Raw genomic sequence first — 23,537 nt, forward strand, 5'->3', positions numbered from 1 at the left:
TGTGCGCCGGCGGCACGCGCAGCCCTGTTTTTCTGCCGGTATGACAGCAGATTCGAACGGATTGTCCGGTGTCGTCGCAGTGGTGACCGGAGGGGCGCGGGGCCTGGGCGAAGCCTTCGCCCGTCACATCGTCGAGCGCGGTGGCAAGGTCGTGGTGGCCGACGTGCTCGACGACGAAGGCACCCGCCTGGCCGCCGCGCTCGGCACCTCGGCACGGTACGCGCATCTCGACGTCACCGACCCTGCGCAATGGGCGGCCGCCGTGCGATACACGCTCGACGAGTTCGGTGTGCTCAACGGGCTGGTCAACAACGCGGGGGTATCCACGGGCCAGTTCATCGAACACGAACCGGTCGAGCACTTCCGCGCCGTGCTCGAGGTCAATCTGGTCGGAGTGTTCAACGGGATGCAGGCGGTGATCGCCCCGATGCGCGCCGCAGGCGGCGGCTCCATCGTCAACATCTCCTCGGCGGCAGGTCTTTTCGGCCTCGCCCTGACGGCCGGCTACGGGGCTTCCAAGTGGGGAGTGCGGGGTCTGTCGAAGATCGCCGCGGTGGAACTCGGCGGCGAGCGAATCAGGGTCAACTCGGTTCATCCCGGCATGACGTACACCCCGATGACCGCGCAGGTGGGAATCGAACTCGGCGAGGGTAATTACCCGAATACGCCGATGGGGCGGGTTGGCGTGCCGGACGAGATCGCCGGTGCGGTCGGCTACCTGCTGTCGGATGCGGCGGCGTATGTCACCGGTTCGGAGATCGCGGTCGACGGCGGTTGGACCGCGGGACCGACCGTGAAATACGTGATGGGTCAGTGAACCGCGATCGCTGCCGTGACGGTGTCGAGCACCGCAGGCAGCAGGGCGTCCTCCGGCATGGAGGTGGCCAGCGCCAAGCCCATGTGCGCATCGCGCCAGAACCGTTGCAGAGGATGATGCCGACGGAGGGCGTCACCGGTTGCGCGGCAGACGATCTCGTCCACAGTGCGAACCGCACGCCGGACCGCCTGGAGCTGATCGCGCCGGCTGCGGGCCCGCATGGCAAGCCCGACCGGCCCGTCCAGCGCGCGGTGGTAGAGCTCCGAGACGCTGTCGAGCACTGCGAGCCGTGACGCGCGCAGGTCGGCGGCCGATTCAGCTGTGCACGCCTCCTGCTCGCCGAGATGATCGAGCGCGCCTTCGGCCATGCCGAGCACCGCGGCGGTGATACCCAGCGGAAGCATGGTGCTGAATGGGATGTGGTACATCGGGTTTCGTAACCCCGCGAGCTCGGCGGCCGTTCCGTCGACCACCTGGGCGCAGTCCAGCACCCGGTGACCCGGTACCTCGGCGTCGATGACGACGATGTCCTTGCCGCCGATGCCGCTGAGCCCGACCACATCCCATGAGCCGTCGACGATCGAGACGTCCGTTCGGGGCACCACCGCATGCAGAACGTGGCCGCCGTCAGCCGACCGGGTCGCCAGCAGCGCCCAATCGCAGTGGTCGATCGCCGCGACGAACTGCCAGCGCCCGCTGAGGAGATAACCGTCGTCGACGGGCGTCAGCGTTCCGCTCGGCACATAGGCCGACGCCACCCACGCGCCCGGATCAGCCTCCCAGACCTCGTCACGGACCCGGCGGTCGGCCATCGCCAGCTCCCACGGCGGTAGCCCCAGCGCGCCCGCCACCCAGCCTGCCGACCCGTCCCGCCGCGCGATGTCGACCACGGTTTCGGCGAAGTCCCGCGGATGCGTTGCGAGGCCGCCGTGCTCGGTCGGCTGGAGCATCCGGGTCACCCCGCTGTCCCGCAGTATTGTCGCCACGCGAGCATCCAGCCTGCCCAATGCCTCGCTCGTCGGGCCGAGGGCCGCGATCTGTGCCGCCTGCTCACGCACGTTGTCCGTAACATCCCAGGTCATGGTGGCAATGGTCAGGTACGGACACCCGGGGTTGCGGCGAAGTCTCGCCCAGTGGGATCGTTTGTGAGCGTGACCGCCGACCGTGCCGCCCAGCCCGACGCCGCGGTGTCGATGGTGGCCCGCGTGGCGCTGATCATGAACGCATTCGACCAGCCTGGCACGAGTCTTCGCCCCGATCAGGTCGTCACCCGCACCGGGCTCCCACGGTCCTCCGTACACCGGATCCTCAAACAGCTCCACGACGCCGGTCTGCTGCAACACCGCGCGGACGGATACCGCGTTGCCGCGTCGCCGTTGCCGGTGACCGGAATGGTCGACCATTCCCAGCTGCGCGGAGTGGCCTCGCGCATCCTGGAGCGACTACACGCCGACACGGGGCTGGTGGTGCACCTCGGCGTGCTGCTCGGCGGCGACGTGGTTTACCTGGACAAACTGGCCGGGCGTGCCGCGGTTGCCGTGCCGACCAGGGTGGCCGGTCACACTCCGGCACACGCCAGCGCACTGGGCAAGGCCATGCTCGCCCAGCTGCCCGCCGAAGAGGTGGACGCGATCGTCGGGCAACGGCTGCGCACACGCACGCAGGCCACCATCGCCGATCTGCCGACCCTGCACCAGGAACTGACCCGCATCCGGTCCCGGCACGGGTTGGCCTATGACAACGGCGAACTCGCGGTCGGGTTGGCCAGCGTGGCCGCGCCGATCCGCACCGCCGACGGTGAACTCGCGGGCCTGTCGCTGACCGGGGCGGTGCCGATGCACCGGTTGCAGCGCACAGCCCCATTCGTCATGCGAGCCGCCGGCGTGGTCACCGAGCAGTTGGGCAGCCCGGCCACGCGCACCGAGGATGCCGTTGCGACCGACGGCATGCTGTCGCGGGTGCTGCGCACGCTGTCCTCGGACGCCTGGGCGTGATCACCACATCACATCGTCGACGTTGAGGCCGTAGGCGAAGCGGCCGACAACGGACAGCACCTGCTCGACATTGCTGGCCACGTGGATCCTGGCGGTCTGCGCGTCGCGCCAGAGGCGATCCAACAACGTCATGTCGATGCCGGGCGGAGAATTGCGGACGACGGCCCGGATGGCATCGGCGGCCCGCTCGGAGGCAACCACCTGATCACGGCGGGAACGCAGGATCAGCTCGGCGTCCGGGCCGGCCGCGGATCTGGCACTGTCCATCAGGTCGTTGAGATTGCGCCGGATCTGCAGAACCGAGAGCTCCACGCCGGACCTGGCCATCTCGATCGGATCCAATGGTGAGCCCGCCGGCACGTCGGCGAGCAGGCGCAGCGCGGCGCCTTGCAGCGGCACACTGCCGGTATGGGTGTACATGGTCGGTTGGGGCAGCCGGTACAACCGGGGCATGGTGGCCAGCTGCCCGGTGCTGGCGAAGCCGAACGTGCGGTAGGCCGGCACCACCGCTCCGGACACCACCGCGTCGTCGGCGCCTATTCCCCGCAGTCCCAGACTGTTCCAGCTCGGTACCACCTCGTAGTCGCTGCGCGGGACGAGAGCTACCAGGAAATCCTGCGCTGATCCGTCCGGACCGACCACGAGGGCCGCGGCCATCAGCCAGGACGCGTGGCCGATGCCGGTGCAGTGGTTCCACCGACCCGACAACCGAAAACCGCCCGCCACCCGCTCCAGTCGCCCGGTCGGCGCATAGGAGGTGGCCACCAGCGCTCGTGGATCGTCACCCCAGACTTCCTGCTGCGCCTGCTCGTCGAACAGGGCCAGGTGCCAGCCGTTGGTGCCGAGCCACCCCGCCAGCCACCCGGTCGACGTGCATGCCGCCGACAATTCCCGGGTGACCGTCAAGAAGCTGTCGGGCTCGGCTTCCAGGCCACCGAACCGGCCGGGCTGCAACATCGCCAAGTAGCCGGCATCGTGCAGCGCGCCCAGGACAGCGGCATCCACCGCGGCGTCACGGTCGACATCGGCGGCCGCGTCGGCGATCGCCGGCAACGATGCGCGGACCGAATCGAGTACACGGTCCGCGGCGGTCACTCCGATGGACATCGGCCCATTGTGCGCGCTCGGTGTGCGAGCATCGTGGAATATCACGTTCTCGCCGACGAAGGAGCCTCCGATGGCAGAGCGGCCAGTTGCCCCCGGCGCGGTGGACCCGGCGGCTACTTCTACTGAAACTATTGCGGCGCTGCTGGATTCACCTTCCATGCGGATACTGCAGCCGGCCATGCACGGCGGCCGGTCCGGAACCGTCGAGGACTTCCTCGCGGCGGTCGGCGCGCTGGCCAAACGGGACGGCCCCGCCGGTTGGCTGGCCGCGGCGGTCAATGTCGCCGCGCACGAGGTGGGCGGTGCACCGGCCGGGACCGCCGGGCGGATCTGGGGTCGCACGCCGGACGCGCTGGTTGTCGGCTCGCATACGGGCGGGGGACTGCTGACCGGCTCAGGCAGCACACGGAAACTGACCGGGCACTGGCCGTCAGTGCTGGCGGCCCGCCACGCCGACTGGCTGGTGTTGCCCGCCGACGACAGTGCGGGCGGCGGATACCGCGTGCTCGTGCCGCGCAGCGCTGCAGACATCACGCCGGTGAGCGGTCCCGCCGCACTACAGCGAACCGGTGCCGCCGACGTCGAGGTCATCGGCGTCGCGGTGGAATCGCCGTGCATCCTGGAAAGTCACAGCGCCGCAAGCATATCCGCGCAGGTGCTGCTGAGTGCGGGCCTCGCGGCGGCGGTTGCGGGCTCTGCCGATGGTGCCTGGCATGCCCATATCGCCGAGATGAAGGAGCGGTTGGCCACCTCCTACGGCGGCGAGGAGGTGGCCGACCAGACGCCGTCCACCGTGCGGGTGGCACGCACGGCGAGTGAAATCGACGCAGCGGTACTGCAGATCACCGAGGCGGCACACCATGCCGAGGACCTGGCCGCCGCGGTGCGCGCACACCGGCAGGCAGTCGCGCGGGCCCGCGACGCCGCCGATACGCTGCTGGCCAGTAGCCGCCGCCACGCCCTGAATGCGGCAGACCCGGTCACCCGGCTATGGGGTGACGTCCACTCCGGCGCCCGGTTGGCGGTCGCGTTGTTCGACCGCCTCGACGGCCGATGACGGTGCCCGAGAGGACAATTCATCGAGCATCGCCGGTAGGGCCTCGGCGATCTGGAACGGGTCTGGAACCTGCTCGCCGCACGTGAGCACGCTGATCGCCATCTCGTCGAGGTAGCTCCACCCGGTGAAGTTCAGTCCCATCGGAAACACGAGTGGACCGCTGGAGATCAGCTTCTCGATCGGCGCTCCGTCCCAATGCAACCTGCGTTGAGGGCCACGCATGTTCGAAGCGATCAGGCTGAACATCGGCCGACGTTTGATCCGTGCGCCCAGGATCGGCAGCACCCGCGAGTACACCCAGAACAGCGGCCAATACTCCATCCAGTCGTGCTGCAGCCAGGCGTCGCGTTCGGCCTGTACTTCTCGCGCGGTCCGGGTCGCCGCGGCGATCGTCGTCAGCCGTTGCACCGGATCGGCGATGTCGGTGGCGAAGCCGACGTTCCACCGAGCCACCTGATTTCCCCAATCGGCCTCGGACCCAGGCGGTCTCATCGACACCGGCACCACCGCCGTCAGCGGCTCGCCCGGCAGCACGCCTTCGTCCTCGAGGTAATTACGCAGGGCCCCGCTGCACATCGAAAGAAACACATCGTTGACCGTGACGCCGAACGCCTTGGCCACCGCCCTCATCTGGGTCACGTCACAGGTGCGGTATGCGAACCGGCGCTGGGCGCTCAGCTGTTCGTTGAACGGCGCCGGGGGAGCGGCGAAGGCCTCCGCGTAGCCGGGCTTGCCGGCTTTCTGCCGTCGGCGGATCGTCCCCGTCACGTGGGCGGTGCGGGCGACGATGCCGGGGAACCGTCCCAACGCGGTCAACTGGTGGCGCAGCACGAGGCGGTACCACTGCCAAGGCGGCGGGCGGTGTTCGTCGGGCAGGGGGATGCGCCGTGGCGCAGGCAGCGTCGCTGCGGGGTCGGTGCTGTAGATGAGCTCGAGCAGGCGCAGTGACGCCGTACCGTCGGCGACAGCGTGATGGACCTTGAGTACCAGTGCAATCCGGCCGTCGGCCAGCCCGTCGACGTAGTACAACTGCCAAGCCGGGCGGTTCCGGTCCAGGCCGGTCCGGAAAATCTCGGCGATGGCGGCACCGAGTTCCCGGTCACCGCCGGGCGCAGCGGCCGTGGCGCGCTGGACGTGGTAGTCCATGTCGGGCCGCGACCGTGCGACCCACCACGGGCGGCCGAATCCGACTCGAGGCAGAAGCAACTGCCACTGCAGCGGTTCGACGCGGTCGACCAGCCCCGGTAATGAAGCCTTGACCGATTCGAAGCTGATCGGCTGATGTCCTTGTTGCGGGTCCAGCACGACGGCCTTGATCGTGTGTTGCGGTTGGGTGTCGCTCTCCCATGCGAGAAAGCTGTTGTCCTCGCCTTTCAGACGCCGCATCTGTCACTCCTCACGTGTGGCTTGCATCACTTGTACGTGGCGCTGTGTCTGGGCAGACCCGTTGTCTCGGACAGTGAGACCTCGACCTTGCCGGGCCGGGCAGCGCCCTAGCGTTCGGCGCGTGAACCGATTGCATCGACTGACCCACCGCCTCGGCGTGACCGCGCGAAGTCTGCAGGTGATGCGCGAGGCCGGGCTCAACGGCGGTGTCGGCGACGGCGTCCGGACCGCGAAACTGGTCCGAAGCTATGGGCCCTTCGCCGGGATCGTCGAGGCCGCCGCGGCGCGGGCACCGCACGACATCGCCATCACCGACGAACTCGGTGACCTGACGTACGGCGAGCTCAACGGCCGGGTCAACGCACTGAGCCGGGCCTGGGCCGGCCAAGGCATCGGCACCGGCGACGTGGTCGCGGTGCTGTGCCGCGACCACCGCGGGCTGATCACCGTGCTGGCCGCCGCAGGCAAAACGGGTGCTCAGGTGCTCCTGATGAACACCGGATTCGCCAAACCGCAGCTGGCCGACGTCGCTCGCCGCGAGCGGGTTTCGGTACTGGTCCACGACGACGAGTTCACGGGTCTGCTCGACGAGATCGACCCGGCCGTGCACCGGCTGGTGGCATGGTCGGACGACGGGGAGGGCTCACTGGACGCGTTGATCCGGGTGACCTCGGCCGCTCCGGTCGCCGCTCCTGCTCGACCGGGTGGCATGACGTTGCTGACCAGCGGCACGACCGGCACACCGAAGGGGGCACCGCGCGGCAAGACCTCGCCGTTGTTCTCCGCACAGCTGCTTGACCGGGTGCCGCGGCGGCGCAACGAAACCTGCATGCTGGCCGCGCCGATGTTCCACGGCACCGGGCTGGGCCAGGCGGTGCTGTCGCTCGCCCTCGGAAACCGGTTGGTCCTGCGACGTCGGTTCGATCCCGAGGCCACCCTGCGCGCCATCGCGCAGCACCGATGCCAGGTACTCGTGGTGGTGCCGACCATGCTGCAGCGAATCCTGGCGCTTCCCAAGGAGATTCGGTCCAGCCATGACACGTCGTCGCTGCGCATCATTTTCGTGTCCGGCTCGGCAATGCCGCCGGACCTGGTCACCCGCACCCTCGCCGAGTTCGGCCCGGTGCTCTACAACCTGTACGGCTCCACCGAACTCGCCGTGATGACGGTCGCGATGCCCGAGGATCTGCGTCACGACCCGCGCACCGCGGGCCGCGCCCCGGTGGGTTGCGCGGTGCGGCTCTACGGCGAGGACGGCCGGGCGATCACCGCTCCCCACGTGATCGGCCGGATCTTCGCCGGCAGCGATGTCAGTTTCGCGGGCTATACGGACGGTCGCCGAAAAGAAGTCATCGACGGTCTGCTCAGCAGCGGCGATGTCGGCCATTTCGACGAGACCGGCCGGCTCTACGTCGATGGGCGAGACGACGACATGGTCATCTGCGGCGGCGAAAACGTCTACCCGTTGGAAGTGGAGAACCTCATCAGCGGGCATCCCGCCGTTGACGAGGTCGCGGTGATCGGCGTGAGTGACGAGGACTTCGGACAGCGGCTGCGGGCATACGTGGTGCCCGTCGCGGATTCAACCGTTGTCGCCGAAGACATCAGGGACTACGTCCGGGGGAATCTGGCGCGCTACAAGGTGCCCCGCGATGTGGAGTTCCTCGACGCGCTTCCCCGCAATGCCACCGGCAAGGTGCTGCGCAACCAGTTGACTTCGGAGGTGAACAAGTGACGGCCATGCAGAACGAGCTCGCCACCCGGATGGGCGACGCCTTCGCGTCCGTGCTGTCCGGAAACGGCAGTGCCGCCGATGTGCGGGCTCGGCTCAGTGCCACTCGCCGCCCGGCGAAACCCGTCGCGGTCGCCCGCGTCGAGGACCGCGACATTCCGGGCCCCGACGGCGACATCACGGCCCGGATCTATCACCCGGCGGGCGTCGCGGCGGGGCAGTTGCCGGTGCTGGTGTACTTCCACGGCGGCGGCTTCGTGCTGTGTGATCTCGATTCGCACGACTCATGCTGCCGGCGTCTTGCCAATGGTGTTGGCGCTGTGGTGGTTTCAGTCGACTATCGGCTTGCGCCGGAATCGCCGTTCCCGGCTGCTGTTCACGACGCCTGGGCAGCCACCCGTTGGGTGGCCGACCATGCCGCCGAACTCGGCGCCGATCCGGACCGGCTGGTGGTGGCCGGCGACAGCGCGGGCGGGAACCTGGCCGCGGTGGTGGCCATGCTCGCCCGCGACGAGGGTGGGCCCTCGATCGCCTTCCAGCTCCTGATCTACCCGGTCCTCGATCAGCGTCGTAAATCGTCGGTCACCAGTGAGCACACGGCCAGCGGTGTACTCACCGGCCAGCACATGCAGTGGTTCACCGAGCAGTATCTCGGCCGCGCCGGTGACCGCACCGACGTGCTGGCATCGCCGATTCTGGGCGATCTGGAGGGACTGCCGCCGGCCCACATCGTCACCGGGCAGCTCGATCCGCTGCGGGCCGAGGACGAGGAGTACGCCGGCCTGCTGCGGGCGGCCGGAGTGCCGGTGACGGTGACGGAGTACGAGCGGATGTTCCACGGTTTCTTCAACCTCGGCGATCACCTCCCGATCGCCCGGCAAGCGAACGACGACGTGTGCGCGGTGCTGCGCAAAGCATTGAAAGGCGAAGAACGATGAGCGCGATGTCACTGAGAAGCGCCCGGGTACTGGTCACCGGCGCCAGCCGGGGTCTGGGCCGCAGCATTGCCGAGGTGGTGGCCGGCCGCGGCGCCGACGTGGCCCTGGTGGCCCGCACCGGCGACGCCCTGGAAATCCTGGCCAAGGAACTCGACGGCGTGGCGTATCCCACTGACCTGGGCGACCCGGCCGCTGTCGAGGCGCTCATCGACCGCGTCGAAGCGGACGGGCCGATCGACGTGCTGATCAACAACGCCGGCATCGACAGGGTGGGGCGGTTCCCCGAAGCCAGCGCCGCAGAAGTGCGGAATCTGTTGCAGGTCAACCTGAATGCGCCGATGGAGCTGTGCCGGCAGGTGATGCCGCGGATGTTGTCCCGGGGCCGCGGGCACATCGTCAACGTGTCATCGATGGGTGCGATCTCCACCGGCCCTGGTGTGACGCTCTACGGCGCCTCCAAAGCCGGGCTGAGTCACTTCACCGCAGGCATCCGATCGGAGTTGCGGGGCAAACCGGTGGGCACCACGCTGGTACAGATCGGTGAGGTCAAGACCGACATGATCGACCACATCAGGGAATTCGGTCCGGCCCGCCGCACCATCGAGCGGTCGCTGAAATGGGGAATGCTGCCGGCGGAGGCGCTCGAGCCCGACGTGGTGGCCGAAGCGATCGCGGACGCGGTGGAGCGCAACCGGCGCCACGTCATCTTGCCGCGCCGCATCGCGGTGATGGCCAACATCACCGAGTTTCCGCGCCGGGTGTCCGAACTTATGCTCACTGGCATCGATCAGGATTCTGACTGACATGGACCTGTCCGGGAAGGTCGCGATCATCACCGGCGCGGCGCGTGGTCAGGGCGAGGCAGAGGCGCGCCGGTTCGCCGAGTTGGGCGCCCGGGTGGTGCTGACCGACGTGCTTGCCGAACAAGGCGAAGCGGTGGCGGCATCGATCGGCGGCACGGCCCGGTTCGTGCACCACGACGTCGGAAGCGCCGAGGCGTGGCAGGCGACCGTGCAGTCCGCGCTCGCCGAGTTCGGTCGCGTCGACGTGTTGGTGAACAACGCGGCCATCTGCGTCAACCAACCCCTCATGGAGCAGTCCGCCGACGGCTTCGAGCGCATGCTGCGGGTGAACCTGCTCGGTGCGTTCCTGGGAATGCAGGCCGTGGTCGAGCCGATGAAGGCTGCCGGCGGTGGGTCGATCGTCAACATCTCGTCGCAGGCCGGGCTGCAGGGGCTCGCCGGCTACAGCGCGTACGGCGCATCCAAGTGGGGTGTGCGCGGCATGTCCCGAGTGGCGGCAATCGAATTGGGCGCGTGGGGTATCCGCGTGAACACGGTGTACCCCGGAATGATCGACACCCCGATGATCGCGCACCTGCACGTCGAGCGAGGGCTGGGCGGGCATCCCGGCGCTCCGCTGACAAGGGTCGGCACCCCGCAGGAGGTCGCCGACGTGGTCGCGTTCCTGGCTTCGGATGCGTCGTCGTACATCACCGGTGCCGAACTCGCGGTCGACGGCGGTGCCAGCGCCGGGCGGATGCCGGTCGTCTAACGCAGAAACTACGGCTTCTGACGCTGATCAGTCCGGTCAGCGTCAGAAGCCGCAGTCTCGGCGGAAATTCTCAGTCGAGGTAGTCGCGCAGGACCTGCGACCGGCTCGGGTGGCGCAGCTTGCTCATCGTCTTGGACTCGATCTGGCGGATGCGCTCACGCGTCACGCCGTAGACCTGACCGATCTCGTCGAGCGTGCGGGGCTGGCCGTCGGTCAGGCCGAACCGCAACCGCACCACACCCGCCTCACGCTCCGACAGCGTCTCCAGCACTGACTGCAGCTGATCCTGCAGCAGGGTGAACGACACCGCGTCGACGGCCACCACGGCCTCGGAATCCTCGATGAAATCGCCGAGCTGGCTGTCACCTTCGTCGCCGATGGTCTGGTCCAGGGAGATCGGTTCACGCGCGTACTGCTGGATCTCCAGCACCTTCTCCGGCGTGATGTCCATTTCCTTGGCGAGCTCTTCGGGCGTGGGCTCACGGCCCAGGTCCTGCAGCAACTCGCGCTGAATCCGGCCCAGCTTGTTGATCACTTCGACCATGTGCACCGGGATACGGATGGTGCGGGCCTGGTCGGCCATGGCGCGGGTGATGGCCTGGCGGATCCACCAGGTGGCGTACGTGGAGAACTTGTAACCCTTGGTGTAGTCGAACTTCTCGACTGCACGGATCAGACCCAGGTTGCCTTCCTGGATGAGGTCCAGGAACGCCATGCCACGGCCGGTGTAGCGCTTGGCCAGCGACACCACCAGACGCAGGTTCGCCTCCAACAGATGGTTTTTCGCGCGATCGCCGTCGCGGCAGATCCACTGCATGTCGCGGCGCTGCTGCACCGGCAGCTTCTCGCCCTTCTCGGCCAGCTCTGCCAGTTTCTGCGTGGCGAACAGGCCGGCCTCGATGCGCTTGGCGAGCTCGACCTCTTCCTCTGCGTTGAGGAGGGCCACCTTGCCGATCTGCTTGAGGTAGGCGCGCACCGAGTCCGCGGAGGCGGTGAGTTCGGCATCCTTGCGCGCCTGCCGCAGCGCCTCGGACTCCTCCTCGTCCCACACGAAGTCGCCGGACGCCTTGTCCTTCTCGGACGGTTCGGCGATCTCGTCGTCCGCCGCAGGCTTGGCCGCCGCAGGCTTGGCCGCCGCGTCGCCGGCCTCATCGTCCTCGGCCACCGCAGGGGTCTCGTCGTCGGTTTCGATGTCGTCGAGCTCCAGATCGGTGTCTTCGACGTCGAGATCCTCGCCGGGCTCGGCCTCGAGGTCGTCAGACACCGCAATGTCGTCGGTGGTGACGTCCTCGGGCTTGGTCGCCGTACCTTTGGCCGCGCGCTTGGCCGGGGCCTTCTTCGCGGGCTTCGCGCCCGGGGCTTTGGCCGCGGTCGCCTTGGCTGCCCGCTTGGCTGGGGCCTTCTTCGCGGGCGTCTTGGTAGCGGTGTGCTTCACCGGCTCGTCGGTTGCCGGGCTTGCCTTTGTCGCTGCCACGTACACCCTTTCGGTCTTGCGTATTTCCGGTGGGCATGGGCATACACCACCGAAAGCGTCGGCTGTCGAATGTTGGCGTTCTGATCGGCTGGGATACTCGCCGCTATTCGGTAGGCGGCCGCCGACAACCATTGTAACGACAGTGTGTGCTTTCACCGTGCCGAGCGGCAAATTTCGGGTGCGGCGGACGGTATCGGCCTGCTATGGCGCAGTGGCTTTGACGTCGACGACCGATGCCATGGCGGCCCCCACGATGCCTGCGCTGTTCTGCAGCGCGGCGGCGACCACCGGGGTTCGGTTCTTGAGCAGCGGCACCCACTTGTCGGACTTTCGGCTGATGCCGCCCCCGGCGATGAACAGATCCGGCCAGATGGCGTTCTCGATCACCACCAACACTTTGGTCACCTCTTCGCTCCAGCGCTCGTAACTCCAGTCCTTGCGCTCCTTGACCGAGGAGGCGGCCCGGTGCTCGGCTTCCTTACCGTCGACCTGCAAATGTCCAAACTCGGTGTTGGGCAACAGAACACCGTTATGGATCACCGCGGAGCCGATGCCGGTCCCGAAGGTCAGGAGCACGATCACGCCGGTGTTGTCCTTGCCCGCGCCGAATCGTTCCTCGGCCAGTCCGGCCGCGTCGGCGTCGTTGAGGACGGTGACTGTCTGCCCGTCGAGCGCCGAGCTGATGACCTCGACCGCGTTGACGCCGATCCAGCTCTTGTCGACATTGGCCGCGGTGCGGACCGTGCCTCCGGTCACCACGCCGGGGTAAGTGACGCCCACTTTGTCGGTCCAGCCGAATTCCCGCACCACGGCGGCCACCGTTTTCGCGACCGCGTCGGGGGTGGACGGCTGCGGCGTGTCGAGCTTGAACCGCTCACCGATCAGCTGGCCGGTGTCGAGGTCGACGATGCCACCCTTGACGCCGCTGCCGCCTACGTCGACGCCAAATCCGCGGCGCTGGGTGGCAAGCTCGGGATCGTCGGGTGCGGTCATGGATGCTCCTTTGCAGGACAGGCGAAGGCCGAGTCTCGGACAGGCTGAGGGCCAAACCAGGGCGACGCGCCTCACCCTAGTTGTTCGAAAACGCTTATGCGTGTGGTCTTGCGTCCCACCGAGCGACTTTTCTGCGTGGGCATGCTGCGATGGACAGATGATCGAAAACAGCACGGATCCGGCCGGGCTGCGTGCCGTGGCCGAGCAATTGGCGACAGAAGCCGCAGAATTCGTCCGACGCCGTCGCGCCGAGGTGTTCGGAGCCGGCTCGGGTTCAGGTGACGTCCGTCCCGTTCGATCCAAGAGCACGCCAACCGACCCTGTGACGATCGTCGACACCGAGACCGAGCGGTGGCTGCGCGAGCGCCTGGCGGTGTTACGGCCGGGGGAACACGTGCTCGGCGAGGAGGAGGGTGGCCGACAGGACGGGCGGACGGGCCTGAGCTGGGTGATCGACCCGATCGACGGGACGGTCAACTTCGTCTACGGGATTGCCGCATACGCGGTGTCGATCGCCGTCCAAGAGGACGGGAAGTCGGTGGCCGGCGCGGTGGCGAACGTGCCTGCCGGTGCGGTGTACTCCGCGGCGCTGGGTCAGGGCGCCCACGTGCGACAGGACGGCCTCAGCGCACCACTGCGGTGCAGTGCCGCCCAAGACCTGAGCATGGCGTTACTCGGAACCGGCTTCTCCTATTCGCCCGAGCACCGGCTGCGTCAGGCCCAGGTGCTGGCACATGTGCTGCCCAGGGTGCGCGACATGCGGAGGTTCGGCTCGTGCGCACTCGACTTGTGCATGGTCGCCGCTGGTCAGTTGGATGCCTACTACGAGGACGGGGTGCACGTGTGGGACTGGGCGGCGGCGGCGTTGATCGCCGCCGAGGCCGGGGCCACGATGTGGCTGCCGACGAATTCGGGTGCAGGCCGGGTGATTGCCGCGGCGCCGGGCATCGCGGAGGCCTTGCGCGAGGCGCTAGCAGGCGCCGGTATGGATCTTTGACAGCAGCTCGGGGTCCGCGGGGGCGGTGGCGTCCGGGCGCAGGCCCGCCAGCGCGGCGTTGATGTCGTCGCTGCTGGCGAGCTCGGAGAACTCGGTGCCCAGGGCGAGATCGACGGTGGCGTCCGGCCTTTCGTCCTGGAACAGCTCGGTGCACGGCGCCACCAGCCACACGGCTGCCGCCGCCGCACGGCCGGTGGGGCCGAACCGGATCTGACCCTGACATTCCAGACGCGCGCTGGAGTAGATCGGGTCGTTGGAGGCTTCGGGTTGGGCGAAGCCCAGGTCGCGCAGCTCGCCGGCGATCTCACCGGCCTGACCGCCCTGCCCGCTGGCGTTGAGCACTCGGATCTTGGCCTCGGCAAGCGGGGCGGGGGAGACCTCCGTCATGGCCGAGCGGGCCACCTGCTCGCCCAGTTTGGGGGTTGCCGGGTCGGCCGCCGGCGGCGGGGCGTTGCACACCGTCGCCTCGTGTACGTCGGCGGGCTGGTTGAGCGCGATGATCCACACCATCAACGTCACCACGGCAAGTGCGATGAACAACACGATGCCGGGGACAAAGTTACGCCGACGGAACGGGCGACCATGTCGGTCGAAAGCGGTGCCTTCGGTGATTTGCGCGACCACCCCTGCACTCTAAGGCCACGGCGGCAATCTGCTGCGTCAGAGCTCAGACACCAGTGTGATGTAAATCACACTGAAACGTGTGGCAATAAGGGCACGAATCATTTGGGGAATGCGTTCGACGCTGGTACAAAGCTCTGCTGCAAGGTTAGGGAGGGGACAGGACGATGGCTACCGACTACGACGCCCCGCGGCGCACCGAGACTGACGACGTTTCCGAGGACTCGCTCGAGGAGCTCAAAGCACGACGCAACGAGGCGCAATCCGCCGTGGTTGACGTCGACGAAACCGAGACCGCCGAGTCTTTCGAGTTGCCGGGTGCGGATCTGTCCGGCGAAGAGCTGTCCGTGCGGGTGGTTCCGAAGCAGGCTGACGAGTTCACGTGCTCCAGCTGCTTCTTGGTGCATCACCGCAGCCGGCTGGCGAGCGAGAAGAACGGCGTGATGATCTGCACGGACTGCGCGGCCTGAGCGAACTGCTCAGTCGCGCAGCGCCGCGAGCAAGCGGTCCGGATGACGGGTACTGATCAGCCAGTACGGGGTGGGATCGTCCGGATCGTCGAGTACGACCAGAACCATCGGGCCGACCCAGGCCCGGTGCACCACGTATGCGGCCGGATCCAGCTGACGGCCCAGCGCGGCCGATTTGGCCGACCGCGGCACCTCGGCGGTGCGGGCGATCGCGCTGGACGGCAGGTGCGCAGCACCGACCCAGACCTCGGTTTCGCCGGCTGTCGCGCCCACCACGCGCAACTCGGTCTTGCTGAACCACATCAGCACGGCCGCAGCGACCGGCAGCAGCACCGCGAACGGCAACCACATCGGTACTCCAGGGACCCCTTGGCCGACCTCGAGGGCGATCAGGGCCGCCAGCCCCGCTGCGGGCATGGTCCACCACCATGGCACCCACAACCGTTCGCGATAACGCACGGTTTGGGTGGTTGCGCGCGTGTCAGACACGCGGCTCAGAGTAATCTGTGACGTCGTGTCCAACTCTCTGGCGGTCGTCCGATTGGACCGCGACCTCCCGATGCCCAGCCGGGCCCACGATGGCGACGCGGGCGTCGACCTTTACAGCGCGCACGATGTCGAACTTGGCCCGGGACAGCGGGCGCTGGTGGGAACCGGGGTTGCGGTCGCCATTCCGTACGGAATGGTGGGCTTGGTCCACCCGCGGTCAGGTTTGGCTGCGCGGGTGGGGCTTTCGATCGTCAACAGTCCGGGCACGATCGACGCCGGCTACCGCGGTGAGATCAAGATTTCCCTGATCAACCTCGACCCGGACACACCGATCGTGGTGAACCGTGGTGACCGGATTGCCCAGCTGCTGGTGCAGCGGGTAGAACTGCCCGAACTGGTCGAGGTGACCTCTTTCGACGAGGCCGGCCTGGCTGACACCACCCGTGGCGCTGGTGGCCACGGTTCCTCCGGCGGACATGCGAGTTTGTGATGGCATTCGGAAAACGCAAGAACAACGACACAGATGACAAGAAGGCCGGTGCTGAGCCCTCGGCCGAGCCTGCTGCGACGGCAGCCGCGGATGCGGAGGTCGACGGCCCATTCGACATCGAGGACTTCGACGACGCGACGGTCGCGGCCCAGGGCCGGCTGGATCTGGGCTCAGTCCTGATCCCGATGCCCGACGGCGGACAGGTCCAGGTGGAGCTGAACGAGGCCGGAGCGCCCAGCGCCGTGTGGGTGGTGACCCCCAACGGCCGATTCACCATTGCCGCCTATGCCGCGCCGAAAACGTCCGGGCTGTGGCGTGAGGTGGCCGGTGAACTGGCGGACTCGCTGCGCAAGGACGCCACCTCGGTGAGCATTCAGGACGGGCCGTGGGGCCGCGAGGTGGTGGGTGTCGGCAACGGCGGCGTGGTGCGGTTCATCGGCGTCGACGGCTATCGGTGGATGGTGCGCTGCGTCGTCAACGGGGTGCCCGAGACGATCGACGCACTCACTGACGAGGCCCGGACATCTTTGGCGGACACGGTGATTCGGCGCGGTGACACACCGATGCCGGTCCGGACGCCGTTGCAGGTGCAATTGCCGGAGCCAATGGCCGCCCAATTGCGGGCCGCGGCGGAGGCTGCCGCACAGCAGGCCCAGCAGCCCCAGCCGGAGACGCAACAGCCAGCCGCGGAGCCGGTGGCCCGGCGCAGTGCGCAGGGTTCGGCGATGCAGCAGCTCCGCACCATCACGGGCGGGTAGATCACGCCGAGATCAACGGTATGGCTGGCGCCGCCGCGGCGGAGCGACCATTGCGTTGATCTCAGGGATGCGCGGCCCTGCGGCGCCCTCAGACCTCCTGCAGCGCGGCGAGACACGCCGCACCCAGCACGCCGGTGTCGACGCCCATCTGTTCCAGGGTGACGCTGCGCAGTGCCGCACGCGGCGCAGCGGCGACCCACTCGAATCCGACTTCCGCGGGGTGTACCGGGTCGTCGGTCGCCACGGCCACCCCCATCGGCACGGCGAGCCGCTCCAGTTCGGCGCAGCTCGGCGCGTGGTAGCCGGCCGCCTCATCCATCGCGTCGGGCAAGGTGGGCCACTGGCCTACCCACGAGCGCGTCAGTTCGTCGGCCAGCCACGGCGGGCTGGACTCCCGCATCTGTGCGACGGCCCCCGCAAGCCCGTCCCGGCGCAGCAGGTGGGCGGATTGGCGCGCCAGCAACGCCGCGGGGGCGTGCTGGGGGGATCCCATCCATGGGGGCAGAGCGGCCAGCACAGCGACGGCCAGGCTGGGGTGTGCAAGCGCCCACCTGGTGGCCACCACTGCGCCGATCGACACGCCGCCGACCGCGATGGGCCCTGACCGGGCCGCGTTGTCGAGAGCCTCCACGTACCCGGCGATCAGTCGGCCCGGTTGGGGCGACGGAGTCACCACCACGGCGTTGACCTCGTGCAGAGCGGTGGAAAACGCCCGGTAGACGTAGTCGTCGTCGGACCCGGTACCGGCAAGCAGAACGGTTGTGACACCGCGCAGGATGACGCCCATCACATGATCGTGCCTGGCCCGTCAAATCATCGGCGTGCCGACATACACCCCACGTGGCATTCGTCGAATAAGAGGTCTACCGTGGCGTTGGTTGGGTGGATCCACGGTGGATCCGCGGAAGGTCAGGAGAGCGCCATGGCTACGGCCGAAGGGTATTTGCGCCGGCTCACGCGACGCCTGACGGAGGACCCCGAGCAGCTCGATGTCGAACAGCTCAGTGACGAAGCGGCCAACACCGGCGCGCAGAAGGCGATCAACTGCCAGCGCGGCCAGGAAGTGACCATGGTCGGGACCCTGCGCAGTGTCGAATGTAACGGCAAGGGCTGTTCCGGCGGCGTCAAAGCGGAGCTGTTCGATGGGACGGACACGGTGATGCTGGTGTGGCTCGGGCAGCGCCGCATCCCCGGCATCGACTCGGGCCGGACCCTGCGGGTGCACGGCCGTGTCGGCAAGCTGGAGAACGGCACCAAAGCGATCTACAACCCTCACTACGAAATTCAGAAGTGAGCCACGCCGAAAAGAACGCAGGCAGCGCACCTCAACCCGCCGCGAGTGAGTCGGAGCTGACCCCTGCCCCGTCGCGTGGCGGTGGCCAGGCCGTGCTCGACCAGATGGGCGGAGTCAGCGGCCTCATCTACTCGTCGCTGCCGGTCGTCGTGTTCGTGCCGGTGTCGTCGGCGTTCGGCATGATGCCCGCCATTGCGGCTGCGCTCGGGGTGGCGACCCTCATCCTCATCTGGCGGCTGATCCGCCGCGACACCGTGCAGCCCGCGATTTCCGGCTTCTTTGCCGTCGGGGTCAGCGCGCTGATCGCCTATCTGGTGGGGGAGTCGAAAGGCTATTTCCTGCTTGGCATCTGGACGTCGCTGTTGTGGGCGGTGGTGTTCGGCGTCTCGGTGCTGATCCGCAGGCCCGTGGTCGGGTACGTCTGGGGCTGGGTGAATTCCCATGACCGGGCGTGGCGCGATGTGCGCAAGGCGGTAGTGGCGTTCGACATCGCCACAATGACCTGGGTGGTGGTGTTCGCCTCAAGGTTCGTCGTACAGGAGTACCTGTACGACTCTGACGAGACCAACTGGCTGGGTGTGGCCCGCATCGCGATGGGCTGGCCACTGACCGCGGTCGCCGCACTGGTGACCTATCTGGCCATCCGCACCGCACAGCGTGCGCTGCACGCGCATGAGGTGGCGCGAACCGTCGACTGACCGACGGCGCTCAGCGTGTCGCCGGGTGCAGGAGCCGCTCCCGCAGTTCGTCTTCGACCTCCGTGACTGCCACGAACAGCAGCTCATCGCCGCCCTCCAGGGGTTCATCGCCTTCCGGCACGATCACCCGGGCACCCCGCAGGATCGTCACCAGAGCGACGTCGCGGGGCAGTTCGAGGCGCTTGACCGGTCGGCCGCCCCACGGCGTGTCCTCGGGCAGGGTGATCTCCACCAGGTTGGCCTGTCCCTTCCGGAACTCCATGAGCCGCACCAGGTCGCCGACCGCGACGGCCTCCTCGACCAGTGAGGCCAGCATGCGCGGTGTCGACACCGCGACGTCGACGCCCCAATTCTCGTCGAACAGCCACTCATTGCGGGGATCGTTGACCCGCGCCACTACCCGAGGCACCGCGAACTCGGTCTTGGCCAGCAGACTGACGACGACGTTGACCTTGTCATCACCGGTGGCGGCGATCACGACGTCGAATTCCTCCAGCCGCACCGACTCCAGCAGCGTCAGTTCGCAGGCGTCGCCGAGCCGCCAGTGCGCCGCCGGAATGGCGTCGACGTCGATGTGGCCGAGGTTGCGTTCCAGCAGCGTCACCTCGTGATTGTTTTCGAGCAGTTCGCGGGCGATGGAGCGACCGACGGCACCGGCACCGGCGATGGCGACTTTCATTTGGACTCCAGGTCGTCGCTGGGCGGCAGCGCCCCGATGGCCAGCGCCTCGGCGATGTGGCCGGAAACCGCGGCCACGTACACCTGGTCGCCGGCTTGGATGACGGTTTTGGCGTCGGGCAGAAGACCCGTGCCGAACCGGATCATGAAAGCCACCCGCCCGCGAGTGGCGGCCTCCAGGTCGGTGATTCGATGCCCGGCCCAATTCTCGTGGAGCGGAATCTCGGCGACCCCGACACTGCCCGTCGGGTCACGCCATTTGGTGGTCTCGGTTTCCCGTGTCAGCACATTGAGCAGGCGGTCGGTGGTCCACGGCACGGTCGCCACCGTCGGGATGCCGAGCCGCTCGTACACGGCCGCACGTTTGGCGTCGTAGATGCGCGCGACGACACGTTCGACGCCGAAGGTCTCTCGGGCCACGCGCGCGGAGATGATGTTCGAGTTGTCGCCGGAGGACACCGCCGCGAAGGCGCCCGCCTCTTCGATTCCGGAGCGCAGCAGCACGTCGCGGTCGAACCCCATGCCCAGCACGCGTTCGCCGGGGAACTCTGGGGACAACCGGTGAAATGCCGTGCTGTCCCTGTCGATGATCGCGACGTCGTGGCCGATTCTGGCCAGGCTGTCTGCGAGCGATGCGCCCACCCGGCCGCATCCCATGACGACTACACGCACCAGACGTTCCTTTCCGGCGGCAGAAAGATTCAAGCTATCTCAACTTGTGCACTGACGAACGCTACAGCTTTGTGACGGCCATTCGTGTTCGGGCTTACTCTTGGCACTCGTGTCCAAGCTTTCGACCGCAGCACGCCGACTGGTCCTGGGGCGACCGTTCCGCAGTGACAAGCTGTCCCACACGTTGCTGCCCAAGCGGATCGCGCTGCCCGTCTTCGCCTCGGATGCGATGTCATCGGTCGCGTACGCGCCGGAAGAAATCTTCCTGGTGCTCTCGGTGGCCGGGCTGAGCGCCTACGCGATGGCGCCGTGGATCGGCCTGGCCGTCGCCGGTGTGATGCTCATCGTGATCGCCAGCTATCGGCAGAATGTGCATGCGTACCCTTCGGGTGGTGGTGACTACGAGGTGGTCACCACCAATCTCGGGCCGACGGCGGGCCTGACGGTGGCGAGCGCGCTCCTGGTGGACTACGTATTGACCGTAGCGGTGTCGATGTCCTCGGCAATGTCGAACATCGGCTCGGCAGTGCCGTTTGTCGCACAGCACAAGGTGATCTTCGCCGTCATCGCGATTCTGGTGTTGGCATCGATCAACCTGCGCGGCATCCGGGAATCCGGCACCGCATTCGCAATCCCCACCTACGCGTTCATGATTGGCATGTTCACCATGTTGGGCTGGGGCCTGTTCCAGATTTATGTGTTGGATCAACCGCTGCGCGCCGAGTCGGCCGGTTTCGAGATGCATTCCGAACACGGCGACGTGCTCGGCTTCGCGCTGGTGTTCCTGGTGGCGCGGGCGTTCTCGTCCGGTTCGGCGGCGCTGACCGGTGTCGAAGCCATCAGCAACGGTGTCCCAGCGTTCCGGAAACCCAAGTCGCGCAACGCAGCCACCACCCTGTTGTTGCTCGGCGTCATCGCGGTCACCCTCTTCATGGGCATGATCATGCTGGCCAAGGCGACCGGGGTGCAGATAGCCGAGCGCCCGCATGAACAGCTTGTCGGCGCGCCGCCCGACTACCACCAGAAGACGCTCGTCGCCCAGCTGGCCGACGCGGTGTTCCACGACTTCCCCGTGGGCCTTTTCCTCATCGCCGGCGTGACCGCGCTGATCCTGGTACTGGCCGCCAACACGGCATTCAACGGCTTTCCCGTGCTGGGATCGATTCTGGCCCAGGACCGGTTCCTGCCGCGGCAGTTGCACACCCGTGGTGACCGGTTGGCGTTCTCCAACGGAATCCTGTTCCTGGCGCTCGCGGCGATTGCATTCGTCGTCGCATTCCGGGCCGAGGTGACCGCCCTGATCCAGCTCTACATCGTCGGCGTGTTCGTATCGTTCACGCTCAGCCAGATCGGCATGGTGCGGCACTGGACCCGGCTGCTGCGCACGGAAACCGACCCCGCGGTCCGTCGGCGCATGATGCGCTCGCGGGTGATCAACTCGGTCGGTCTCACGGCGACCGGGTCCGTGCTCGTCGTGGTGGTGGTGACGAAGTTCGTCGCCGGGGCGTGGATCGCGATCCTGGCGATGGGCGGACTGTTCGTGCTCATGAAGCTCATCCGCAAGCACTACGACACCGTCGCACGCGAACTCGATGCCCAGGACGGCGAGGCGGGTGACATCGTGCTGCCGAGCCGTAACCACGCGGTGGTCCTGGTGTCCAAATTGCATCTGCCGACCAAGCGGGCGCTGGCCTACGCGCGTGCCACCCGTCCCGATGTGCTGGAGGCGATCACCGTCAGTGTCGACGACGCCGAGACCCGCGCTCTGGTTCACCAGTGGGAGGACAGCGATATCAGCGTGCCGCTCAAGGTGATTGCATCGCCGTACCGCGAAATCACCCGCCCGGTCCTCGATTACGTCAAGCGGGTCACCAAGGAGTCGCCGCGGACAGTGGTCACGGTGTTCATCCCCGAATACGTCGTCGGGCACTGGTGGGAGCAGGTGCTGCACAACCAGAGTGCACTGCGGCTCAAGGGCCGGCTCTTGTTCATGCCGAATGTCATGGTGACATCGGTGCCCTGGCAGCTCACCTCGTCGGAGCGGCTCAAAGCGCTGCAACCTCAGTCTGCACCGGGCGATGCACGCAGAGGATTCCTGGAATGACCGAGTTGATCCAGCCAACCCAGTTGACCCTCACCACCGGGCCCGCGGCCAACGGTGGCAGTTGCGTGGCCCGGCACGAGGGCCGGGTGGTGTTCGTCCGCTATGCCCTGCCCGGTGAGACAGTACGGGTGCGCGTGAATGATGAGCGCGGATCATATTGGCACGCAGAGGTTCTCGAAGTGTTGGAACCCTCCCCGGACCGGGTGGAGTCTCAGTGTCCGATTGCCGGAGTGGACGGGGCGGGGTGCTGTGATCTGGCATTCGCCGAACCGGAGGCGGCGCGCCGGCTCAAGGGTGCCGTTGTCGCCAACCAGTTGGCGCGGCTCGGCGGGTTTCAGTGGTGCGACGAGGATGCCGCGCGTGCCGAAGCCGTCGGTGCGTCCGGTACCACCGGTTGGCGCACCAGGGTGCGGCTGGACACCACCCCGGACGGCCGCGCCGGGTTTCACCGTTATCACAGCGCCGAGTTGGTCACCGATCTCGACTGTGCGCAGTTGCCGGACGGTCTGGTCGACGGGCTCGCCGAAGTCAGTTGGGCCGGCGGAGCGCAGCTACACGTAGCGCTGGACTCCGACGGGGTCAGGCACGTGGTGCAGTCAGGGCCCAAGAGCGGGCGCAAGAGCCCGACCCGGGTCGTCGAGGGCAACTACGAAGCGGTGCAACGCGTCGGGTCGCGGGTGTGGCGCGTGCCGGTGACGGCGTTCTGGCAGGCGCACCGGGACGCGGCGGGGCTGTACAGCGAGCTGGTCGCCGGCTGGGCGCAGCTGCAGCCCGGTATGACGGCGTGGGATTTGTACGGCGGTGCAGGGGTTTTCGCTGCGGCTCTGGCCGAAGGCGTGGGGGAGAACGGTCGCGTCGTCACCGTCGACACGTCACGCGGCGCATCCCGCTCGGCCCGCGCCGCGCTGGCCGACCTGCCCTGGGTCTCGGTGGTCACCGACTCGGTGCGCCGGGCGCTGTCCACGCAGGACGGGCGCGCTGACGTCGCCGTGTTGGATCCGCCGCGAACCGGGGCGGGTCGTGAGGTCATCGACCAGCTTGCCGCTGCGGATGTGCCGAGAATCATCCACATCGGATGTGAGGCGGCATCTTTCGCGCGCGACGTCGGACTGTACTTGCGGCACGGGTACGCGGTGGAGGAGCTTCGGGTGTACGACTCGTTCCCGCTCACCCATCACGTTGAGTGCGTTGCGGTGCTGACGCGATAGAGCCTC

At 67.7% G+C, this 23,537-nt stretch carries 25 protein-coding genes; 15 read left to right on the forward strand and 10 right to left on the reverse strand.

Going from position 1 to position 23,537, the window contains the following annotated elements:
* Nucleotides 1-40 precede the first annotated feature (40 nt).
* Nucleotides 41-817: an SDR family oxidoreductase gene (locus ABQF30_RS08150; protein ID WP_448462276.1), complete on the forward strand. Its 777-nt coding sequence runs from the start codon at nucleotides 41-43 to the stop codon at nucleotides 815-817.
* Here ABQF30_RS08150 and ABQF30_RS08155 read toward each other — a convergent pair.
* Nucleotides 811-1,899, reverse strand: a complete 1,089-nt coding sequence (locus tag ABQF30_RS08155; protein ID WP_448462277.1) for an acyl-CoA dehydrogenase family protein — start codon at nucleotides 1,897-1,899, stop codon at nucleotides 811-813. The two genes, ABQF30_RS08150 and ABQF30_RS08155, sit on opposite strands and share 7 nt — an antisense overlap.
* 63 nt (nucleotides 1,900-1,962) lie before the next feature.
* On the opposite strand from ABQF30_RS08155, the gene ABQF30_RS08160 reads away from it, so the two are divergent.
* Nucleotides 1,963-2,811, forward strand: a complete 849-nt coding sequence (locus tag ABQF30_RS08160) for an IclR family transcriptional regulator (protein ID WP_448462278.1) — start codon at nucleotides 1,963-1,965, stop codon at nucleotides 2,809-2,811.
* Here the strand turns inward: ABQF30_RS08160 and ABQF30_RS08165 are convergent, their stop codons facing one another.
* Nucleotides 2,812-3,918, reverse strand: a complete 1,107-nt coding sequence (locus ABQF30_RS08165) for an acyl-CoA dehydrogenase family protein (protein ID WP_448462279.1) — start codon at nucleotides 3,916-3,918, stop codon at nucleotides 2,812-2,814. It lies immediately after the preceding gene.
* 70 nt (nucleotides 3,919-3,988) lie between these two features.
* Here ABQF30_RS08165 and ABQF30_RS08170 point away from each other — a divergent pair, with 70 nt between their 5' ends.
* Entirely contained in the window at nucleotides 3,989-4,975 is a 987-nt protein-coding gene (locus tag ABQF30_RS08170; RefSeq protein WP_448462280.1) for an acyl-CoA dehydrogenase family protein, read from the forward strand.
* Here the strand turns inward: ABQF30_RS08170 and ABQF30_RS08175 are convergent.
* Nucleotides 4,907-6,361: a wax ester/triacylglycerol synthase family O-acyltransferase gene (locus tag ABQF30_RS08175; protein ID WP_448462281.1), complete on the reverse strand. Its 1,455-nt coding sequence runs from the start codon at nucleotides 6,359-6,361 to the stop codon at nucleotides 4,907-4,909. The genes ABQF30_RS08170 and ABQF30_RS08175 overlap by 69 nt on opposite strands.
* 181 nt (nucleotides 6,362-6,542) lie before the next feature.
* Between ABQF30_RS08175 and ABQF30_RS08180 the strand changes: the two genes are divergently transcribed.
* The 4 genes from ABQF30_RS08180 to ABQF30_RS08195 are packed head-to-tail and all read left to right on the forward strand — an operon-like array spanning nucleotide 6,543 to nucleotide 10,585.
* The gene (locus ABQF30_RS08180; protein WP_448463532.1) at nucleotides 6,543-8,096 is read left to right on the forward strand and encodes an AMP-binding protein; all 1,554 of its coding nucleotides are present in this window, start codon (nucleotides 6,543-6,545) and stop codon (nucleotides 8,094-8,096) included.
* Between the two features lie 5 nt (nucleotides 8,097-8,101).
* Complete coding sequence (locus tag ABQF30_RS08185) at nucleotides 8,102-9,031, forward strand: LipP1 family hormone-sensitive lipase (protein WP_448463534.1); 930 nt, start codon at nucleotides 8,102-8,104, stop codon at nucleotides 9,029-9,031.
* A gap of 5 nt (nucleotides 9,032-9,036) precedes the next feature.
* Nucleotides 9,037-9,834, forward strand: a complete 798-nt coding sequence (locus ABQF30_RS08190; RefSeq protein WP_448462282.1) for an SDR family NAD(P)-dependent oxidoreductase — start codon at nucleotides 9,037-9,039, stop codon at nucleotides 9,832-9,834.
* A gap of 1 nt (nucleotide 9,835) precedes the next feature.
* Nucleotides 9,836-10,585, forward strand: coding sequence for a glucose 1-dehydrogenase (locus ABQF30_RS08195; protein WP_448462283.1), 750 nt, complete (start codon nucleotides 9,836-9,838; stop codon nucleotides 10,583-10,585).
* 70 nt (nucleotides 10,586-10,655) lie between these two features.
* Here the strand turns inward: ABQF30_RS08195 and ABQF30_RS08200 are convergent, their stop codons facing one another.
* On the reverse strand, nucleotides 10,656-12,059 hold the full coding sequence (locus tag ABQF30_RS08200) for an RNA polymerase sigma factor (RefSeq protein ID WP_448462284.1): 1,404 nt from the start codon (nucleotides 12,057-12,059) through the stop codon (nucleotides 10,656-10,658).
* Nucleotides 12,060-12,260: 201 nt separating this feature from the next.
* Nucleotides 12,261-13,052 carry a polyphosphate--glucose phosphotransferase gene (gene ppgK / locus ABQF30_RS08205; RefSeq protein WP_448462285.1) on the reverse strand — a complete coding sequence of 264 codons (792 nt, stop codon included), beginning with the start codon at nucleotides 13,050-13,052 and terminating at the stop codon, nucleotides 12,261-12,263.
* A 157-nt stretch (nucleotides 13,053-13,209) separates the two neighbouring features.
* Between ppgK and ABQF30_RS08210 the strand changes: the two genes are divergently transcribed.
* Nucleotides 13,210-14,049 carry an inositol monophosphatase family protein gene (locus ABQF30_RS08210; protein WP_448462286.1) on the forward strand — a complete coding sequence of 280 codons (840 nt, stop codon included), beginning with the start codon at nucleotides 13,210-13,212 and terminating at the stop codon, nucleotides 14,047-14,049.
* On the opposite strand, the gene cei is transcribed toward ABQF30_RS08210, so the two are convergent.
* Entirely contained in the window at nucleotides 14,023-14,673 is a 651-nt protein-coding gene (cei, locus tag ABQF30_RS08215; RefSeq protein WP_448462287.1) for an envelope integrity protein Cei, read from the reverse strand. The genes ABQF30_RS08210 and cei overlap by 27 nt on opposite strands.
* Nucleotides 14,674-14,837: 164 nt before the next feature.
* On the opposite strand from cei, the gene ABQF30_RS08220 reads away from it, so the two are divergent.
* Nucleotides 14,838-15,140, forward strand: a complete 303-nt coding sequence (locus tag ABQF30_RS08220) for a DUF4193 domain-containing protein (RefSeq protein ID WP_448462288.1) — start codon at nucleotides 14,838-14,840, stop codon at nucleotides 15,138-15,140.
* Between the two features lie 9 nt (nucleotides 15,141-15,149).
* Here ABQF30_RS08220 and ABQF30_RS08225 read toward each other — a convergent pair whose 3' ends face one another.
* Entirely contained in the window at nucleotides 15,150-15,629 is a 480-nt protein-coding gene (locus ABQF30_RS08225; RefSeq protein ID WP_448462289.1) for a DUF3093 domain-containing protein, read from the reverse strand.
* 25 nt (nucleotides 15,630-15,654) lie between these two features.
* On the opposite strand from ABQF30_RS08225, the gene dut reads away from it, so the two are divergent.
* Together dut and ABQF30_RS08235 are read left to right on the forward strand one after the other, a co-directional pair.
* The gene (gene dut / locus ABQF30_RS08230; RefSeq protein ID WP_448462290.1) at nucleotides 15,655-16,119 is read left to right on the forward strand and encodes a dUTP diphosphatase; all 465 of its coding nucleotides are present in this window, start codon (nucleotides 15,655-15,657) and stop codon (nucleotides 16,117-16,119) included.
* Nucleotides 16,119-16,877, forward strand: coding sequence for a DUF3710 domain-containing protein (locus ABQF30_RS08235; protein ID WP_448462291.1), 759 nt, complete (start codon nucleotides 16,119-16,121; stop codon nucleotides 16,875-16,877). The genes dut and ABQF30_RS08235 overlap by 1 nt, the downstream gene beginning before the upstream one ends.
* Before the next feature lie 88 nt (nucleotides 16,878-16,965).
* Here the strand turns inward: ABQF30_RS08235 and ABQF30_RS08240 are convergent, their stop codons facing one another.
* Nucleotides 16,966-17,664: an alpha/beta hydrolase family protein gene (locus tag ABQF30_RS08240; RefSeq protein WP_448462292.1), complete on the reverse strand. Its 699-nt coding sequence runs from the start codon at nucleotides 17,662-17,664 to the stop codon at nucleotides 16,966-16,968.
* A 135-nt stretch (nucleotides 17,665-17,799) separates the two neighbouring features.
* On the opposite strand from ABQF30_RS08240, the gene ABQF30_RS08245 reads away from it, so the two are divergent.
* Together ABQF30_RS08245 and ABQF30_RS08250 are read left to right on the forward strand one after the other, a co-directional pair.
* Nucleotides 17,800-18,171: an OB-fold nucleic acid binding domain-containing protein gene (locus ABQF30_RS08245; RefSeq protein ID WP_448462293.1), complete on the forward strand. Its 372-nt coding sequence runs from the start codon at nucleotides 17,800-17,802 to the stop codon at nucleotides 18,169-18,171.
* Nucleotides 18,172-18,227: 56 nt separating this feature from the next.
* The gene (locus ABQF30_RS08250; RefSeq protein WP_448463536.1) at nucleotides 18,228-18,869 is read left to right on the forward strand and encodes a DUF3159 domain-containing protein; all 642 of its coding nucleotides are present in this window, start codon (nucleotides 18,228-18,230) and stop codon (nucleotides 18,867-18,869) included.
* A gap of 10 nt (nucleotides 18,870-18,879) precedes the next feature.
* On the opposite strand, the gene ABQF30_RS08255 is transcribed toward ABQF30_RS08250, so the two are convergent.
* Both ABQF30_RS08255 and ABQF30_RS08260 read right to left on the reverse strand, forming a co-directional pair.
* On the reverse strand, nucleotides 18,880-19,548 hold the full coding sequence (locus tag ABQF30_RS08255; RefSeq protein WP_448462294.1) for a potassium channel family protein: 669 nt from the start codon (nucleotides 19,546-19,548) through the stop codon (nucleotides 18,880-18,882).
* Complete coding sequence (locus ABQF30_RS08260) at nucleotides 19,545-20,219, reverse strand: potassium channel family protein (RefSeq protein ID WP_448462295.1); 675 nt, start codon at nucleotides 20,217-20,219, stop codon at nucleotides 19,545-19,547. The genes ABQF30_RS08255 and ABQF30_RS08260 overlap by 4 nt, the downstream gene beginning before the upstream one ends.
* Nucleotides 20,220-20,319: 100 nt before the next feature.
* Between ABQF30_RS08260 and ABQF30_RS08265 the strand changes: the two genes are divergently transcribed.
* Nucleotides 20,320-22,323 (forward strand): APC family permease, encoded by a 2,004-nt coding sequence (locus tag ABQF30_RS08265; protein ID WP_448462296.1) that lies wholly within the window; start codon nucleotides 20,320-20,322, stop codon nucleotides 22,321-22,323.
* Nucleotides 22,320-23,531, forward strand: a complete 1,212-nt coding sequence (locus ABQF30_RS08270) for a class I SAM-dependent RNA methyltransferase (protein WP_448462297.1) — start codon at nucleotides 22,320-22,322, stop codon at nucleotides 23,529-23,531. Before ABQF30_RS08265 ends, ABQF30_RS08270 begins: the two co-directional genes overlap by 4 nt.
* The last annotated feature ends 6 nt before the right edge of the window (nucleotides 23,532-23,537 follow it).

It is taken from the genome of Mycolicibacterium sp. XJ870 (assembly GCF_053483975.1).